The 17,045-nt window shown below is 40.5% G+C and carries 15 protein-coding genes; 7 read left to right on the forward strand and 8 right to left on the reverse strand.

The window, feature by feature from the left end; genetic code table 11:
- Positions 1-79: 79 nt before the first annotated feature.
- The 3 genes from glf to HT711_RS03415 form a co-directional block, all read right to left on the reverse strand.
- Positions 80-1,180 (reverse strand): UDP-galactopyranose mutase, encoded by a 1,101-nt coding sequence (gene glf / locus HT711_RS03405; RefSeq protein WP_173249734.1) that lies wholly within the window; start codon positions 1,178-1,180, stop codon positions 80-82.
- Between the two features lie 331 nt (positions 1,181-1,511).
- Positions 1,512-3,470 carry a peptide ABC transporter substrate-binding protein gene (locus tag HT711_RS03410; protein ID WP_173249735.1) on the reverse strand — a complete coding sequence of 653 codons (1,959 nt, stop codon included), beginning with the start codon at positions 3,468-3,470 and terminating at the stop codon, positions 1,512-1,514.
- A gap of 195 nt (positions 3,471-3,665) precedes the next feature.
- Positions 3,666-5,273 (reverse strand): alpha-glucosidase, encoded by a 1,608-nt coding sequence (locus HT711_RS03415; protein ID WP_173249736.1) that lies wholly within the window; start codon positions 5,271-5,273, stop codon positions 3,666-3,668.
- Between the two features lie 152 nt (positions 5,274-5,425).
- Between HT711_RS03415 and HT711_RS03420 the strand changes: the two genes are divergently transcribed.
- Both HT711_RS03420 and HT711_RS03425 read left to right on the forward strand, forming a co-directional pair.
- On the forward strand, positions 5,426-6,910 hold the full coding sequence (locus HT711_RS03420; RefSeq protein ID WP_173249737.1) for a DUF1846 domain-containing protein: 1,485 nt from the start codon (positions 5,426-5,428) through the stop codon (positions 6,908-6,910).
- A 94-nt stretch (positions 6,911-7,004) separates the two neighbouring features.
- Positions 7,005-7,487, forward strand: a complete 483-nt coding sequence (locus HT711_RS03425) for an S-ribosylhomocysteine lyase (protein WP_050389404.1) — start codon at positions 7,005-7,007, stop codon at positions 7,485-7,487.
- A 170-nt stretch (positions 7,488-7,657) separates the two neighbouring features.
- On the opposite strand, the gene HT711_RS03430 is transcribed toward HT711_RS03425, so the two are convergent.
- The 5 genes from HT711_RS03430 to rsmH form a co-directional block, all read right to left on the reverse strand.
- The gene (locus tag HT711_RS03430; RefSeq protein ID WP_173249738.1) at positions 7,658-9,763 is read right to left on the reverse strand and encodes an ATP-dependent Clp protease ATP-binding subunit; all 2,106 of its coding nucleotides are present in this window, start codon (positions 9,761-9,763) and stop codon (positions 7,658-7,660) included.
- 338 nt (positions 9,764-10,101) lie between these two features.
- On the reverse strand, positions 10,102-11,082 hold the full coding sequence (gene mraY, locus HT711_RS03435; protein WP_173249739.1) for a phospho-N-acetylmuramoyl-pentapeptide-transferase: 981 nt from the start codon (positions 11,080-11,082) through the stop codon (positions 10,102-10,104).
- 1 nt (position 11,083) lies between these two features.
- Positions 11,084-13,336, reverse strand: a complete 2,253-nt coding sequence (gene pbp2X, locus HT711_RS03440; protein WP_173249740.1) for a penicillin-binding protein 2X — start codon at positions 13,334-13,336, stop codon at positions 11,084-11,086.
- A gap of 3 nt (positions 13,337-13,339) precedes the next feature.
- Positions 13,340-13,657, reverse strand: a complete 318-nt coding sequence (gene ftsL / locus HT711_RS03445) for a cell division protein FtsL (RefSeq protein WP_000840840.1) — start codon at positions 13,655-13,657, stop codon at positions 13,340-13,342.
- 11 nt (positions 13,658-13,668) lie between these two features.
- Positions 13,669-14,619 (reverse strand): 16S rRNA (cytosine(1402)-N(4))-methyltransferase RsmH, encoded by a 951-nt coding sequence (gene rsmH / locus HT711_RS03450; protein WP_050105838.1) that lies wholly within the window; start codon positions 14,617-14,619, stop codon positions 13,669-13,671.
- Positions 14,620-14,784: 165 nt separating this feature from the next.
- Here rsmH and HT711_RS03455 point away from each other — a divergent pair, with 165 nt between their 5' ends.
- From HT711_RS03455 to HT711_RS03470, 5 genes are read left to right on the forward strand one after another with little or no spacing between them, the layout of a single operon-like run.
- Positions 14,785-14,979, forward strand: coding sequence for a helix-turn-helix transcriptional regulator (locus HT711_RS03455; protein WP_001082471.1), 195 nt, complete (start codon positions 14,785-14,787; stop codon positions 14,977-14,979).
- 15 nt (positions 14,980-14,994) lie between these two features.
- Positions 14,995-15,537 carry a DUF3278 domain-containing protein gene (locus tag HT711_RS03460; RefSeq protein WP_173233428.1) on the forward strand — a complete coding sequence of 181 codons (543 nt, stop codon included), beginning with the start codon at positions 14,995-14,997 and terminating at the stop codon, positions 15,535-15,537.
- A gap of 10 nt (positions 15,538-15,547) precedes the next feature.
- Complete coding sequence (locus tag HT711_RS03465) at positions 15,548-15,778, forward strand: hypothetical protein (RefSeq protein ID WP_050216135.1); 231 nt, start codon at positions 15,548-15,550, stop codon at positions 15,776-15,778.
- Between the two features lie 10 nt (positions 15,779-15,788).
- Positions 15,789-16,115: a hypothetical protein gene (locus HT711_RS11220; RefSeq protein ID WP_000838779.1), complete on the forward strand. Its 327-nt coding sequence runs from the start codon at positions 15,789-15,791 to the stop codon at positions 16,113-16,115.
- A gap of 26 nt (positions 16,116-16,141) precedes the next feature.
- Positions 16,142-16,720 carry a DUF3278 domain-containing protein gene (locus HT711_RS03470; RefSeq protein WP_050971690.1) on the forward strand — a complete coding sequence of 193 codons (579 nt, stop codon included), beginning with the start codon at positions 16,142-16,144 and terminating at the stop codon, positions 16,718-16,720.
- The last annotated feature ends 325 nt before the right edge of the window (positions 16,721-17,045 follow it).

Genomic DNA, 17,045 nt, shown 5'->3' on the forward strand with positions numbered 1-17,045 from the left:
ATAAGCAGAAAAGAATCTTGTTGGCCTTACTTCTAAAAATCTTAAGTAGCAAAGATTCTAAAATGACAGAATCCTTGCATTATTGTCCCAACTCTTCCTCGACCACTTCCAAAGCCCGTTCAATGACCACATGCATGTCATAGTATTTATAATCTGCTAAACGACCACAGAAAATAACCTTATCATTTGTTGCCGCTTCTTCCTGATATTTGGCAAATATAGCATTGTTTCTCTCATCATTGATTGGATAATAAGGTTCATCTCCACGTTTCCAATCAGCTGGGTATTCACGAGTAATAACCGTTTTATCTTGTGCTCCGTACTCAAAATGTTTATGCTCAATAATGCGAGTATAAGGAATTTCACGTTCTGTATAGTTGACAACTGCATTTCCTTGATAGTTTTCTTCATCAAGAACTTCATGCTCAAAACGAAGACTACGGTATTCTAACTCACCATGTTTATAATCAAAGTATTGGTCAATCATCCCTGTAAAGACAACCTTTTCAGCAGAAGCTTCTAATTCCTGACGATTGGCAAAAAAATCAAGACCAAGTTCTACTTCCACATCCTTGAGCATATTTTCGATAATGACATTATAGCCACCGATTGGAATTCCTTGGTAACGGTCATTAAAGTAGTTATTATCAAAAGTCAAACGAACTGGTAGACGTTTAATAATAAAGGGTGGAAGGTCAGTCGCAGAACGTCCCCATTGCTTTTCAGTATATCCTTTAATCAACTTTTCATAAATATCTGGACCGATTAACTTGATAGCCTGTTCTTCCAAGTTTTTAGGTTCAACAGCCTTCATATGTGCCGTTTGCTCAGCAATCTTATCTTTGACCTCTTGAGGAGTTTTTGTACCCCACATAGCATAGAAAGTATTCATATTGAAAGGTAGATTATAAAGGCTACCCTTGTAATTAGCTACAGGCGAGTTGATGTAGTTGTTAAATTCAGCAAATTGATTCACATAATCCCAAACTTTTTTATTAGAAGTATGGAAGATATGAGCACCGTATTTATGAACATTAACCCCTTCTACATTCTCACAGTAGATATTTCCACCAATGTGGTCACGTTTATCAATAACTTTTACTTTTTTCCCACGCTTGGTTGCTTCATAAGCAAAAATTGCTCCCGACAAACCAGCACCAACGATTAGATAGTCGTACATAGTCTCTCCCTTATCATTTATCTTTACATCTCCTTAATTATAGTAAAAGAGAGAATCTTATACTCTTCGAAAATCTCTTCAAACCACGTCAGCGTCCATCTGCAACCTCAAAACAGTATTTTGAGCTGACTTCGTCAGTTCTATCTACCACCTCAAAGCTGTACTTTGAGCTAACTTCCCATTTACTCTTTGATTTTTATTAAGTATTCGTTTCAATCTATTTTAGCACAAAACAAATCATTTCTCAGTTTTCAATAGCCGAGTGATTTAAAAAGACAAGCACCAAAACTGATGTTTGTCTTTATGATTCTCCTTAAAAAGCTATTTCTCATTATTTAACATGATTTTCTGCTTCTTTTTGAGCTTTCTCGATTGCTTTTTTGCTTTCTTGCTCCCATTTGGTCTTAGCTTCTTCAAACTGTTTGGTTGTCACAGTATCTTTTTGAAGTTTCATGTACTTGTAGTTATTGCCATCACCCTTGATGCCGACCAGTGAATAGCCTCTTGTAAATGGCGTCACTTTGGTTACAGATGCTGTTCCACCACTTGACATAGCTGACATAATCAGAGAATTGTCAATCATCCAAGCCTGTGCTCCAGCATATTTTTCGTAACGTTTGGCTACATCTTTATTTTCACTATCTGCATCTTTGAGCATCTTAGTATAGGTATCCAGACCTAGACTAGTGATTTTTTCCTTGTCTTCCTTGGCATCTAGTCCAAAAATCTTAAGGTAGAATCCATCCTCTGCATTGAAAGGATTGAGATAAGTTGATGGATCTTGGTAGTCACCCACCCAACCATCAAAGTTCAAATCGTAGTCTCGATCAGCTGCTGTTGGCGCTAAGAAGGCTACGTTATTAAAATCATCTGTTGAAAGTTGCTGAACATCAATGACAATGTTATCGGCACCTAAAACTGACTCAAGGGTCTGCTTAACTGAGTTCATGCCTGTCACAGCATTTTTACTTGTCTGATCAACAGCCACATCCAAGTGAATAGGGAAAGTCACACCTTGACTTGCCAATTCTTTTTTAGCTTCCGCAAATTTTGCTTGGGCTTTTTCTTTGTTGAAATAGGCATCCTGAGCATCTGCCAAGTTAATACCTGACCATTCTGTTCCATAGTTGACCAATTTAGAAGCAACTACTTCTCCAAAGGTCTTGTCTCCAACTTGGACAAATGTTGGAGGCACTAGGGTGTTACGAAGGGTCTTGCTAGCCGCTTCTTCCCCATTTGACTGAGCAGAATAGGCTGTGCGGTCCAAGGCAAAGTTCACCGCTTGGCGGAAGTTTTTGTTCAAGACAGCTGTCTCAGTTGACTTCTTCTGCTCATCTGTCGTTTTAGCAGTGTGGTTGTAAGCCTTACGGTTGACGTTGAAATTGAAATACCAAGAAGTCTTGTCCTGCAAGCTATAGACGATATTATCCTTATATTTTTCCTTGGTCTTAGCAAAGTTTGAACTATTTGGATAAACCCCAGCGATAGAATAAGCTCCACTTTCAAAGTTACGGATAGTCAATTCTTGGTCTGAACCATCAAAGTAAGCCAATTTCACATGTTCAATTGATACTTTGTCATGATCGTAGTAATGTGGATTTTTCACATACTCGATCGATGATTTCGATGTGAAATCTTTTAACAAATAAGGTCCGCTGTAGAGAATGCTACCTGGAGATAGGGTCCCAAAATCTTTCCCTTTTGAATTTAGAAACTCTTCGTTTACCGGGAAAAGAATACTGTTGGTTGTTTTTGAGTTCCAGTAAGGTTCTGGGCGTACCAAAGTATACTCAACAGTCTGGTCGTCGATTGCCTTCACCCCAACCTTAGAAAAGTCAGAATCCGCTCCTGTAATATAATCATTCAATCCCTTGATCGAGTTTTGAATCAAGTCAATGGCCTGTGATTTATTATCCACTGCATACTTGATACCTGTCACAAAATCCTGAGCCTTGACTGGGGCGTACTCTTCACCGTCAGCCGTGAACCATTTGGCATCTTTTCTCAGTTTATAGGTATAAGTCAGACCGTCGCTTGAAACAGACCAGTCTTCTGCCAAAGATGGAACTAGGTTTCCGTGGTTGTCATTTTCAAGCAAACCATCAACTAGGTTGGTAATGATGGCTGTATTATCAGCGTAATAGTCTAATAGATAGTTAAATGTAGTTGGATTTCCACTAAAGGTTGATGAGTAAGTTTTTGTATCTGAACCTGATTGTCCGCAAGCAGCTAAAAGCAAAGCAGCCGCAAAAGTCAGGCCTGCACTAAGGACACGCTTTTTTGTAGTCATCTTCTTTCTCCTTTATGTTAGTTTTTATAACATATATTTATTTTACCAAAATAGTGGGAATTTGTAAAGTTAATTGAATTTCCAGAATGAAAGTTTATAAATATTGACCATAAAAAAACAAAGGATTCCTGCCTTTCATACAGTCCTCCCTTGTTTTTATACGATTTCAATTTTAGATTTTTCTGTAAAAAATATTTATAGTAATTCCACACAGAAAGCATCCCATGGAGCTAAGACTTGTTTTTCAAAGGCTTCTTGAGCCGTGGTGTTTTCAATCAAGACAGATTTAACTTTTCCTTCTACTGTTACTTCTTGCTCTTCATTGGACAAGTTGGCCACAACTAGAAAACGACGGTCGCCATCTTTACGGATATAGGCAAAGACCTTGTCAGTTGTTTCCAAAAGTTCAAAATCAGCTCGAATCAGCCAGCTATTTTCCTTACGAATTTGGACCAACTTCTGATAAGTGTAGAAAATAGAATCTGGATTTGCCAGCGCTTCTTGAACGTTGATTGTTTGATAGTTTGGATTGACTGCCAACCAAGGCTGACCTGTCGAGAAACCAGCGTTTTTGCTCTCATCCCATTGCATTGGAGTACGGGCATTATCACGTCCGATAACACGGATACTGTCCATGATTTCTTCCATCGGAACGCCTTTTTCAAGAGACTCACGCGCATAGTTGAGGGATTCAATATCTTCTACTTGGTCCAGTGTTTCAAAGGGATAGTTGGTCATGCCAATTTCCTCACCTTGGTAGATATAAGGAGTTCCTCTCATGAGATGAAGCAAAATGGCAAAGGCTTTGGCAGATTTTTCGCGGTATTCTTGGTCATTTCCCCAGATTGAGACGATGCGAGGAAGGTCATGGTTGTTCCAGAAGAGGGAATTCCAACCGTCCTCAACTCCTAACTCTGTCTGCCATTTGTTGAAAATCTCTTTTAACTTAGCAATATTCAGTTCTTTTTGATAGTGCCATTTAGGCTGACCTTCCTGATACTGAAGACCGATATGTTCAAACTGGAAGACCATAGACAATTCTTGTCCCTTTGGATCAGAGTAGAGCTTGGCAATCTCTGGCGTTGCCCCCCAAGTTTCTCCCACCGTCAAGAGATCTTTATCTCCAAAGGTCGCTTGATTCATCTCCTTGAGATAGGGATGGAGCATAGGTCCATTATTGACTACTTTCTCGTCAGGAATTTTCCCAATCATGTCAATGACATCCATGCGGAAACCACCAATCCCTTTATCAATCCAGAAGTTCATCATCTCATAAATTTTCTGGCGAAGTTTTTCATTTTCCCAGTTGAGATCCGGCTGTTTCTTACTGAAAAAGTGAAGATAGTATTGACCCGACTTTTCATCGTATTCCCAAGCAGACCCACTAAAGATAGACTCCAAATCATTGGGTTCATCACGCCAGATATAGTAGTCTCTCTCAGGGCTATCAGGATTTTCACAGGCTTCGACAAACCAAGCATGTTCATCTGAGGTATGATTGACCACCAAGTCCATGATGATACGAATATCACGCTTCTTAGCTTCTGCAATCAGTTGGTCCATATCCTCCATGGTCCCGAAAATAGCCGCAATCGCTTGATAATCAGCAATATCATAGCCATTATCATCCATAGGGCTGTCATAAACGGGAGAAAGCCAAATCGCTGTGATTCCTAACTTAGCTAGATAGTCTAACTTACTGGTAATACCTGGCAAATCACCAATTCCATCTCCGTTGCTATCCATAAAGCTCTTAGGATAGACTTGATAAACTACAGCATTGTGCCACCATTTTTCTTGCATCTTCTTACCTCATTATTTTAATAATCTACAATCTATGATAGCGCTTTTCAGAATTTTGTGCAAGCGTTTGCCTAATCTTTTTGATTCCTTTTTTAACTCCATAGTTTCCTAACTGCCAATTTTTTATTATAATAGAGGTCAGAGGTAAAAAAATGAAAAAACAAGCTTTTAGTTCTGAACAATATTTGAATCTACAACGCGACCACATCTTGGAGCGCATTAATCAATTTGACGGCAAGCTCTACTTGGAGTTTGGTGGTAAAATGTTAGAAGATTTCCATGCTGCTCGTGTCCTTCCTGGTTATGAGCCTGACAACAAAATCAAGCTCTTACAAGAATTGAAAGAACAGGTTGAGGTTGTGATTGCTATTAATGCTAGCAACATCGAGCATTCTAAAGCACGTGGTGACTTGGGCATTTCTTATGACCAAGAAGTTCTTCGTTTGATTGATAAATTCAATGAATTAGGGATTTTTGTTGGTCCCGTTGTCATCACACAGTACGCTGGCCAACCAGCTGCAGATGCCTTCCGCAACCAACTTGAGAAAAACGGAATTGATTCTTATCTTCATTATCCAATCAAAGGATATCCGACGGATATGGATCACATCATTTCTCCAGAAGGCATGGGGAAAAATGACTACATCAAAACCAGTCGTAACTTGATTGTCGTAACCGCTCCTGGACCTGGTTCTGGAAAATTGGCAACCTGTATGTCCAATATGTACCACGACCAAATCAATGGCATCAAGTCTGGCTACGCTAAGTTTGAAACCTTCCCTGTTTGGAATCTCCCCCTTCATCACCCAGTCAACTTGGCCTACGAGGCTGCTACAGCAGACCTTGATGATGTCAACATGATTGACCCCTTCCATCTCCAAACTTACGGAGAAACCACTGTCAACTACAACCGTGATATTGAAATTTTCCCAGTTCTCAAACGCATGTTGGAACGCATTCTAGGAGAGTCTCCATACGCTTCTCCAACAGACATGGGTGTCAACATGGTTGGTTTCGCTATTACAGATAATGAGGCTGCTATCGAAGCCTCTAAACAAGAAATCATCCGTCGTTACTATCAGACTGTTCTTGATTTCAAAGCCGAAAAAGTGGGCGAATCTGCTGTCAAGAAAATTGAGTTGCTTATGAATGACCTCGGTATCACACCAGCAGACCGTAAGGTTGCTGTTACTGCACGTCAAAAAGCAGAAGAAACTGGCGGACCAGCCCTAGCCCTTGAATTGCCAACTGGGGAAATTGTCACAGGTAAGAACTCAGAACTCTTTGGTCCTACAGCCGCTGCCTTGATCAACGCCATCAAGAAATCAGCTGACATCGCTAAAGAAGTAAAACTAATCGAACCTGAAGTTGTTAAGCCAATCCAAGGTCTTAAAATTGATCATCTGGGTAGCCGCAATCCACGCCTGCATTCAAATGAAATCCTGATTGCACTTGCTATCACAGCTACAGAAAATCCTGATGCTGCTCGTGCTATGGAAGAACTTGGCAACCTCAAAGGAAGCGAAGCCCACTCAACCATCATCTTGACCGATGAAGACAAGAATGTCCTTCGTAAATTGGGTATCAATGTAACCTTTGACCCTTACTACCAATACGACCGCTTGTATCGTAAGTAACGATTTGAACCTCTCCACTCTCGGAGAGGTTTTCTCTCTGTCTCAGGAGCTAGCTTTATGATATAATAAAAAAAGAAAACTGAAAGGATTTACCATGTCAAAAGAAGTTATTGTCGAAAGTTTTGAACTTGACCACACCATTGTTAAAGCACCCTATGTTCGCTTGATTGGGGAAGAAATAGGGCCAAAGGGAGACATCATCTCCAATTATGATATTCGTTTAGTGCAACCCAATGAAGATTCGATCCCTACCGCTGGCCTTCACACTATCGAGCACCTCTTAGCCAAACTCATCCGTACCCGCATCGACGGTATGATTGACTGTTCACCATTTGGCTGCCGCACAGGCTTCCACATGATTATGTGGGGACGTCATACTAGCGCTGAGATTGCAGCAGTTATCAAGGATTCGCTCAAAGAAATCGCTGAAACTACCACTTGGGAAGACGTCCCTGGAACAACCATCGAATCTTGCGGAAACTACAAGGACCACAGCCTCTTCTCTGCTAAAGAATGGGCAAAACTCATCCTAGAACAAGGGATTTCAGATGATGCCTTTGAACGTCATGTGATTTAAACGTAAAAAAAGGAACCAGTTTTTTTCAGCTGGCTCCTTCTTTTTTTATTCTCAAAATTTTGTCTTATAGTCAATGAAAATCAAAGAGCAAACTAGGAAACTAGCCGCAGGCTGTACTTGAGTACGGCAAGGCGACGTTGACGTGGTTTGAATTTGATTTTCGAAGAGTATTAGGCTTTTTCACGAATGACTAAAACGCCATCTTCCATATCTGCTTCCAGATGTTTAGCATCTAGGTGATCCAAATGGAAGTCTGTCACCTTATCCCGAATTTCTTGTTCAACCACGCGACGAAGAGGACGAACACCCATGACTTCGTCATAACCTTCTTCTGTGATATAGTCCTTAGCTGCTTGACTGACTACCAAATCAATGTCTTTCTTGGCCAAGGTTTGGTTGACTTCAGCTAACATCAAATCCACAATCTTAGAAAGGTCTTCCTTAGTCAAGTGCGAGAACTCGATGACTGCGTTAAAGCGGTTGAGGAATTCTGGACGGAAGAATGGTTTCAAACGGTCCATCAATTCTGGTTTGTCCGCATCTTCTGTCAAGTTGGCTTCATAGCCAAATCCAGCATTTGATGTCGCAATAATGACAGTGTTCTTGAAGTTTACTGTATTTCCTTGACCATCTGTCAAACGACCATCATCCAAAACTTGAAGGAGAAGGGTGATGACTTGAGAGTCAGCCTTTTCAATTTCGTCGAGAAGGACGATTGAGTATGGATTGCGACGGACGCGTTCTGTCAAGGTATTGTTGTTGTCATCGTAACCAACATAACCTGCAGTTGTACCAATCAATTTAGATACGGCTGTGCGGTCGCTGTATTCTGACATGTCCAAACGGATGATAGCATCTTTCGTTCCAAACATATCGAGCGCCAATTGCTTAGCAAGCTCCGTCTTACCAACTCCAGTTGGACCTACAAATAGGAAGCTACCGATTGGGCGATTGCCTTCATCAAAACCAGCACGGTTACGACGGATAGCTTTTGCTACTGCTTCTACCGCCTTATCTTGACCAATAACTTTCGTCTGCAAACGATGACCCATATCTTTCAAACGTTCGATGTCCGTAGCCCCCATTTGAGATACTGGAATACCGGTCATTCGTTCTACAGATTCAGCCACATCGTTGACACTTGCAGTCACTTTCATATCTTCTGTGTGGTTTTCGATTTTCTTTTCCAATTCTGCGATGCGTGTTTTATAGTTTAGAGCTGCTTCAAAATCTTCTGACTCAACAGCTTTTTCTTGCTTGTCTTTTTCTACCTCAATTTCACGTTCAACAGCATGCACATCTGTTACAGGATGCTGAGCTGCCAAGTGAGCCGCCGTTACATCGACAAGGTCGATAGCCTTATCTGGCAAGCTACGTTGAGGAATATACTGAACAGAATAATCCACCGCTGCTTTCAAGACTTCGTCTGGCAAGATGACATTGTGGTGTTGTTGATAGAGGTCACGAATTCCTTGAAGAATTTTAAAGGTATCCTCTGCAGAAGGAGCATTAACCTTGACTTCGTTGAAACGACGAGCAAGAGCTGCATTCTTCAAGATGGTGTTACGGTATTCATCTTGAGTCGTTGCCCCAATCACTGTCAATTCTCCACGAGAGAGGGCTGGCTTGAGAATATCCGCAAGCCCTTTAGAACCACTGTCTCCACCCGTACTACCTGCACCGAGGATTTGGTGAATTTCATCAAAGAAGAGAATGATATTCCCTGCTTCTTTCACTTCATTGACTAGGTTTTGGACATTTTCTTCAAAGCTACCACGATATTGAGTCCCAGCCTCAAGACCTGAGATGTCAATGGAAATAATTTCCTTGTTCTTGATAGCAGCAGGAACATCACCATTCACAATAGCTTGTGCTAAACCTTCGACAACGGCTGTCTTACCAACACCTGCATCTCCGACAAGTACAGGATTGTTTTTAGTACGGCGTGAGAGGATTTCAGATGCTTCTTGAATTTCCTTGTTTCGGCCGATAACAGGATCCAACTTGCCTTCACGAGCTTCTGCTGTCAAGTTTCGACCTAGTTTAGCAAGGACACCGTCTTGTTTCATACCTGATGCCTGTTGTGGCATTTGGCCATCAACTTCTACATTTCCTGGCAATTGACCCGTTGCACGATAGTGAGCAAATTCCTCAGGTGTGACTTCACGTCCATTAATCAAGTAACGGCGATTTTCAGAACTGTATCCTCGCATACCACCCATCAATTGGTTAAATAAATCATCCATGTTATTAAAATTATTAAAGTTGTTATTCATATTCTTTACCTCTTTTTGTTTACTTAGTTATGATTACTGACATTGACTATCTTTGACCTTTGTTTTAAAAAATTTAGACTAGCTAAATCGCTACTCTAGGTACTATTTCTGGTTTTTCTTTTTCAAGCAGGAGTAGACTATCTTTACTTCTGAAGATTTCTAAATTAAACATAGACACACCTCTTTCTACTTTACTTTAAATAAGCGTTCTAGTAAGGCTTTCATTTACCTTACGTTCATAATATACTACATTAGTCAGAAAAGGTCAAGAACTTTGACTTTAATTGACTAATATTTTTTAAAAAGCAAAAACACCCTGAAACATCAGGGTGCCATTCTTACATCAAATATAAAATTGCTAGGGTCAGGAGACTTGCTAGAAGCCCCACTCCCCAAAAGAAGAAGTCAACCTTCCACTCGCTCCAAGGATTTCCTTTACCAGACAATCCTCCAAGCTCAAAATGGTGATGCACAGGCGTCATACGGAAAATACGTTTACCACCTGTCAGTTTGAAATAACTGACTTGCATCATGACCGAAGTTGTTTCAAAGACATACACAATTCCGATAATCAAGAGAGTCCATTCTTGGTGGAGGGCCATAGAGATAGCTGCCAGCATTCCACCGAGAGCCAAACTTCCTACATCACCCATAAAGACCTTGGCAGGCTTATGGTTAAAGACGAAGAAACCAAGTAAACCACCAATCATAGCGAGAATCACCAGAAGAATATCCATCTGACCTTGCACATAGGCAATAACTCCATAAGCTGACAAACTAATCACCACTGAAATACTAGCCAGACCGTCAATTCCGTCTGTCAAGTTGACTGCATTTGAAAAACCGACTAGCCAGAAAAGAGCGAAGAAAATATAGAAAAATCCCAAATGAACTGGATAAGCAAATACAGACAGGATATCGCCCCCACGCTCATAGAAAAGATAGAAGATAACTCCACCTAGAAGCTGAAGAGCTAATTTTTGCTTGGGATTTAGCCCCTCATTGATCTTACGGAAGACCTTGAGAAAGTCATCTAAAAATCCGACCAAGCCATACAAGACCAAGATAAACAAAATCATTCCCACATTATTGGTCAATTGTTTTGAAAAAAGAGCAACAAGGAAACTTACCACAACTGCAGCAATGAGGAAAACAAGTCCCCCCATAGTTGGCGTCCCAGCTTTTGCCTGATGCTGTTTGACATCCTCATGCATCTGCTGGCCTGTAATTTGCGCCTTTCTATAAAATTGGATAAAGGCCGGAATTCCTACTACAGTTAGTAAAAATGTCACAATTCCAGCACTGATGGAAATAAACATATTAGTCTCCTAAAGTTAATGTAATTTTTTTAATGTCCTTGATAGCTGTGTTAGCACGAACATCTTGCTTCTGCACAGTAGAGCCCGAACCTTCAAATTCAAGTTCTATATTGAGCCACTTAGCAAAGGTCTCAGCAGTCGCTTTTGTCCAACCATACATGTCTGGCACTTCCTCTGCTTTATCAGATAAGATCAGGACTTGCTGGTTCGGGGCAAGATTCTTCCCTTCTTCAGCAGAACTGTTTTTAATCTTCGTTCCTGTTCCCACAACGATAGGTTGTACAAGATTGCGACGCAATTCTTCTGCTAAATCACCAGGTGAAATATCCTTGACACTAGGCATAGGATAAGGACTTTGTTGACTTACTTGCTCCAAAGCTTTAGCTGTTGTTTGAAGATTGAGAGAGTCTTTCATAGCTGAAGCCCGCTCCAAGATAGGATTGGCAAATTCTCCCAACTGAATACCTGAATAATGTTCAGGTTGTTGGACCGTCACATACAAGATAAAATCAGGATTTTCAGCCGGATTCATCGATACAGCCGAGAAAATATAGTTGGTTAACCCGACTAGATAACCACCATTTTTCTCGTCAGCAATCTGAGCCGTACCAGACTTGAGGGCTACATTTTGCCCAGGAACAGTTACAGTTGGCTTACCTGTGCTGTGGTTATACATGGTTCCATAAACCGGATCTGTCCCTACCAAAATCATATTAGTCCGAGTTAGACTAGCTGCATCTTTAGAAACAGGATTTCCCACAATTTCTTTTTGAGATTTCCGAGCAGTTTGATCATTTGGATCATAAATGGCACTAATAAATTTAGGCTCTAGCATGACGCCATCATTGGCAATGGCTGTAAAGGCACGAATCATTTGCGTCTGAGTTACTGAAATCCCTTGTCCAAATGAACTCTGAGCAATATTAACAATATTGTCAGCTGGAAGTTGGCCTGCATATTCATCTGTCAAACCAAAACGAGTTGGAACCCCAAATTTAAAGCGGTTTAGATAATCCAACCAAGTAGTATCTCCCATTTTTTGTTCAAGAAGACTCATTCCAACATTACTGGAGAGAGCGAAACCTTGTAAGAAAGTCATCATCCTACCAGTAGTCAAACCATCATTAACATCCCAATCTCGAATCGTCACATCCGCTATTTTTAATTCACTGCTATTGAAGTATTCTCCACTTGGGAAGGTATTATTATCAATAGAAGAAGCTAACGTCATAACCTTCATGGTTGATCCTGGTTCATAGTTACTTTGATAAAGAATATCACGCCAAACAAAGTCCTCAGTGATTCCTTCTTTAGTATCCGCATTAAAGGTAGGTCGTTGGGTGGTAGCGAGAATTTCACCGGTCTTTGCACTGACCAAGGTCGCGGTCATATACTTACCTTTTACTTTTTCTAGAAAGGCATCCATCTGAGTTTCCATGAAAGATTGTAGCGGACTAGACAATGTTGTATAAACATCCTTGCCATCCACAGTTTGTTGCGATACCAGTTCTGTTCCGGGTACAATATTGCCCAGACGATCCTTTTCATAGGTAATAATGCCGTCTGTCCCTGCAAGAATACTGTTCAAGGAACTCTCCATTCCAGAAGTTCCCAGCAAGCTCTTGCTGCCATCTTCATTTTCATGGAGCTGAGCTAGACCGATAAAACTAGAAGCAAATTGTCCGTTTGGGTAACTACGATTAGGACTGGTTGTAAAATCAATCCCCTTGACCTCTGCAGTTTCCAACTCTTTTTTGATAGACATCATATTGGCATAGGTAATTCCATTGCCCTTCGAACCAAAGGAAACTTGCTTGAGATTAGGTTGCGAGAGTTGCTCTCTTACATAGGATTCTTCCATGTCCAGATACTTATGAAAGACCTCTGCAACTTTGTTAAATTGTGTTTTTTCTACGTAAAGAATCTTACCCGTTGCTGACTTATAGTTCTCATCAATAACCGCATAGACATTATAGGAGGTTGCATCCTCAGCAATTGGGACTCCATTTCGGTCATAAATAGTCCCACGTTTGGCAGGAACTGTACGGGTGGTTTGATGAACCTTCTTAGCTTCCTTCGCTAAATCTGTTCCAAAGCGAGTGCCCGTCCCAATAATGACCGCAAAATTGACTAAAAAAACGGCAAAAACAAAGACAGATAATAAACTCAGACTTTTTCCAACTCTGCGTCTGTTTTCAGCCGGCGATTTCCGATTTTTCGTCGCATAACGGATTACTCTTTTTGTCCACTTCATATCTTACTCCGCTATTCGAATATTTTCATTGTTTAATTGCAAATCGTGTGAATTGGCAATCTCTTTCAAACGTTCTGCACGTAATAGTTCATTGACCTCTTGCTTGGCATCGTCCAATTCGGTCTTCTTTTCCTCTATCTGCGCATTGATTTTTGTCAAATCATTCTGCACTTGCAAGAGCTTGGTCTGCATAAAAATAATACTAATGGCTACAATAAGAGTGGTTACAGCAATGGAAAAGTAAAAAGCTTTTTCCACACGCGAAAACCGTTTAAGTTGCATCTGTAGTATTTGACCTGTTTTTTCCATTCTTTCTGCCATCTTTTTTCCTCTTACTTGTGAATTTTTCTGGCCACGCGCAACTTGGCTGAGTGCGAGCGGTTATTGGCTTCTAATTCTTCTGCACTTGGCAAGATTGGCTTACGGGACACCAATTCCATCTTAGGCTTGAGATCATCTGGGATGAAGGGCAAACCTTTGGGAACTTCAACCGTTGAAGCTTCCTTGAACAATTGCTTGGTCAAGCGGTCTTCTAAGGAATGAAAGGTAATCACTGAAATTCTACCATCCAGAGCCAACATATCCATAGCCTGCTGGACGGACTCATCTGCCGCTCCCAGTTCATCATTGACTTCAATTCGAATAGCCTGGAAAATCTGCTTGGCAGGATGGCCCTTCTTCTTGAGCTCCTTGGCAGGTTTGGCCGACTTGATAATTTCTGCCAGCTCAGTCGTTGTCTCGATTGGCTTGACTTCCCGAGTTTGTTCAATCTTACGCGCAATCTGTTTAGAGAATTTGTCCTCTCCATACTTGAAGAAAATACGAACCAAGTCATGATAGTCATAACTGTTAACCACTTCATAGGCTGTCAGACTAGCATCCTGATTCATGCGCATGTCCAGTGGCGCATCCTTTTTATAAGAAAAACCACGCTCACGCTGGTCCAATTGAGGACTAGACACTCCCAAGTCATAACAAATTCCATCAATTTCCTGAACACCAGCTTCGCGCAAACGTGCCTGTAAATGACGGAAATTATCCTTGATAAAGGTCACCATTCCCTTTTCAATGTAAGGTGCCAAGCGTTTTTGCGCATTGTCAATGGCATTCTGGTCCTGGTCAAAGGCATAGAGATGACCTTTTTCACTTAATTTACTTAATAAATACTCGCTATGGCCTGCTCCACCCAAAGTCGCATCAACGTAGATACCGTCGGGCTTTACGTCAAGCATATCAATCGTTTCGTGGAGTAAGACCGTTACATGATGAAATTCTTTTGTCATATCTTATCTATTTTACCACAAATCCGACAAGCTTGCACTAGTCAGACAAATCATACAAGAGGACTACTATTTCTTCAAAAAATATGTCAAAAATACTTGACACTTTATGTTTAAAAGAATATAATATAGTCAAATATATACGACACAAATCAGAAAGGAGACCAGATGAATCGTGTGAAAGAATTTCGCAAGGAATTGGGTATTTCCCAGCTCGAACTCGCCAAGGATATCGGTGTCTCGAGACAGACCATCAATATGATTGAGAACGACAAGTACAATCCAACCCTGGAACTCTGTCTCAATCTCGCCCGCAGCCTCCAAACTGACCTCAACAGTCTCTTTTGGGAGGATAATTTTTAAAAAAGGAGCAAACTTATGAAAAAAGAAACCTTCACGGAAAAACTGATCAAACGCATTTATGGCATTTCAGGACCACTTGACGAACACAAACGACGCGAGGCTGATCGTATTGGTAATCAAGTCTTTATCATCCTCTTTTATCTGATGACATTTGGAAATCTCATCCCCGTCGTCCTCGCTTATAAATACCCACAAATTGTCGCTATCGGCTATCCTCTTGTGGTATTCGGCATTTCGATGATTTCTGCTCTCTATGTGCTCTCCCAAACCAAAAAAACAGGGATTACAGCTATTGATCCAGATATGCTGAGCGAGAAAGAAAGTAAGCAACTACACTACCCTGGTATGAAAGCAGGTCTACTCTATGGATTAATGAGTTTTTTTTCAACCCCTCTTCTCCATATACTGCTAGGTGAGAGTCAGGATTATCTTCAGTCACTTCTCGCTTTTGAAAATATTTTTTCAAGTATTCTCCAGTCTTTCTTCTTCGGAGTGATTATACAAATTATCATCTCCCGTCGCATTGCAAAAGCCAAGAAAGATCAGGATAATGATTAGGAGAAAACTCATGAAAAAAGAAAAGAAACAGTCACGTTATCCTGGTCTGAAAGCAGGTTCGATTTATGGAACAGTGATATTTTTTATAATTCCACTAACAAGTGAAAATCCAAATTTTATCAGTTCTCTTCTAAATACAAAACATATTTTTAAAACTATACTGGGAGCTTTCTTTTTCGGAGTGATGATACATATTGTCGACTCACTTCGTATTGCAAGAGCTAAAAAAGACCAGGATTAGGAGGTGCCTTATGAAATCATTACTAACTTTACTGACCTATCATCTTTTGTTCAGTTCTCTGCTCATCTTCATCATCATTTCAGGGGACTTACCAATCAGAGAGATATTCCTCGTGCTAGTCTTTTTTCCAGCACTTAATAAAGTACTAACTTATCTAAAGATTAACTCCCCAAAAACGCGCACACTTAACTTAGCACTATACTTTATAATTCTATCTTTTCCACAACTGATGCTCGCCTCAAGCGGTTGGAAATATTATTTACTGTTCACTATCGCTATCCTTTCTTCTATCACTTATCTTTATTATCTCTATCAATTCGTAAAAGAAAATCAGTAAAACTGCTCATTTAGGAGGTTACTAGTATGAAAAAAGATGACTTAACCACTCGCCTACTTCGAAATCTCTTTCATATCCAAGGCCCTTTTGATGAATGCCGGCAAGAAATTATCTACAAAGCCTGTGCCCGTTCCATGGTCCAAATCGTTTATTCTTCCTTCTTCCTCTTCTTGTTTTATCTGTTATTTGGACGCTTCATAGAGGCCGTTCGCTATGCCATGCCCTACGTTTACTCTGGACTCATTTTTTTCATTACTTTAAAAACTCAAAGAGCCGTCAAAGAACTCCATCTGGAAAAAGATGACAAGTCAGAAATCATCCTCAAAACCTACAGCAAAGGCCAAATCAAATTTCGAAGCTGGGTTGTGTTTATCGGTCTTCAGATTGTCCTCTTTACCCTACTCCTCTTTCATAAGGTCTTCGTTCAGCAGATGTCCTTTTCAGATTTTGTGAAGTTACTCACGCAATTCGACAAAAGTGTTCCTTTCCTGATGTATGGCCTGATTATCGGCAGCATTTTTGGAACCCTGACCTACGGATTTCTATCACTACAAGAGGAGAAGACTCCTAAAAATACCAAACAGAAGGAGAAAAGCAATCAATGACTACACTATACGATTTTTCAGTCTTAAATCAAGACCATCAAGAAACTCCATCCAATGGAAATTTCCAATATTCCTAGTCGTAACCATCATCTCAAGTTTGGTCTACTTCTATAACTTTTATCAAGTAGTTAAAGAAGTAAATCAAAAACAGTTGATTTAGGAGATTACTCCCATAATTTCTCATAATCCCATCCAGCTCATGCTAGATGGGATTATTTTATTATGTGACTATTAGTCCGTCTCGCTCCGTTAGGTGTGAGACAAAAAACCACCCGCTATGCGGGTGCGCGTCGAAGGTTATACCAAAAAAACTCCGAACGCGATA

This window comes from Streptococcus sp. 1032, assembly GCF_013277015.1.
Lineage (GTDB): Bacteria > Bacillota > Bacilli > Lactobacillales > Streptococcaceae > Streptococcus.

What these genes read in the sequence shown, in the direction of transcription:
- glf (WP_173249734.1), bottom strand. Translation starts at nt 1,180, where the DNA reads ATGTACGACTATCTAATCGTTGGTGCTGGTTTGTCGGGAGCAATTTTT.
- HT711_RS03410 (WP_173249735.1), bottom strand. Translation starts at nt 3,470, where the DNA reads ATGACTACAAAAAAGCGTGTCCTTAGTGCAGGCCTGACTTTTGCGGCT.
- HT711_RS03415 (WP_173249736.1), bottom strand. Translation starts at nt 5,273, where the DNA reads ATGCAAGAAAAATGGTGGCACAATGCTGTAGTTTATCAAGTCTATCCT.
- HT711_RS03420 (WP_173249737.1), top strand. Translation starts at nt 5,426, where the DNA reads ATGAAAAAACAAGCTTTTAGTTCTGAACAATATTTGAATCTACAACGC.
- HT711_RS03425 (WP_050389404.1), top strand. Translation starts at nt 7,005, where the DNA reads ATGTCAAAAGAAGTTATTGTCGAAAGTTTTGAACTTGACCACACCATT.
- HT711_RS03430 (WP_173249738.1), bottom strand. Translation starts at nt 9,763, where the DNA reads ATGAATAACAACTTTAATAATTTTAATAACATGGATGATTTATTTAAC.
- mraY (WP_173249739.1), bottom strand. Translation starts at nt 11,082, where the DNA reads ATGTTTATTTCCATCAGTGCTGGAATTGTGACATTTTTACTAACTGTA.
- pbp2X (WP_173249740.1), bottom strand. Translation starts at nt 13,336, where the DNA reads ATGAAGTGGACAAAAAGAGTAATCCGTTATGCGACGAAAAATCGGAAA.
- ftsL (WP_000840840.1), bottom strand. Translation starts at nt 13,657, where the DNA reads ATGGCAGAAAGAATGGAAAAAACAGGTCAAATACTACAGATGCAACTT.
- rsmH (WP_050105838.1), bottom strand. Translation starts at nt 14,619, where the DNA reads ATGACAAAAGAATTTCATCATGTAACGGTCTTACTCCACGAAACGATT.
- HT711_RS03455 (WP_001082471.1), top strand. Translation starts at nt 14,785, where the DNA reads ATGAATCGTGTGAAAGAATTTCGCAAGGAATTGGGTATTTCCCAGCTC.
- HT711_RS03460 (WP_173233428.1), top strand. Translation starts at nt 14,995, where the DNA reads ATGAAAAAAGAAACCTTCACGGAAAAACTGATCAAACGCATTTATGGC.
- HT711_RS03465 (WP_050216135.1), top strand. Translation starts at nt 15,548, where the DNA reads ATGAAAAAAGAAAAGAAACAGTCACGTTATCCTGGTCTGAAAGCAGGT.
- HT711_RS11220 (WP_000838779.1), top strand. Translation starts at nt 15,789, where the DNA reads ATGAAATCATTACTAACTTTACTGACCTATCATCTTTTGTTCAGTTCT.
- HT711_RS03470 (WP_050971690.1), top strand. Translation starts at nt 16,142, where the DNA reads ATGAAAAAAGATGACTTAACCACTCGCCTACTTCGAAATCTCTTTCAT.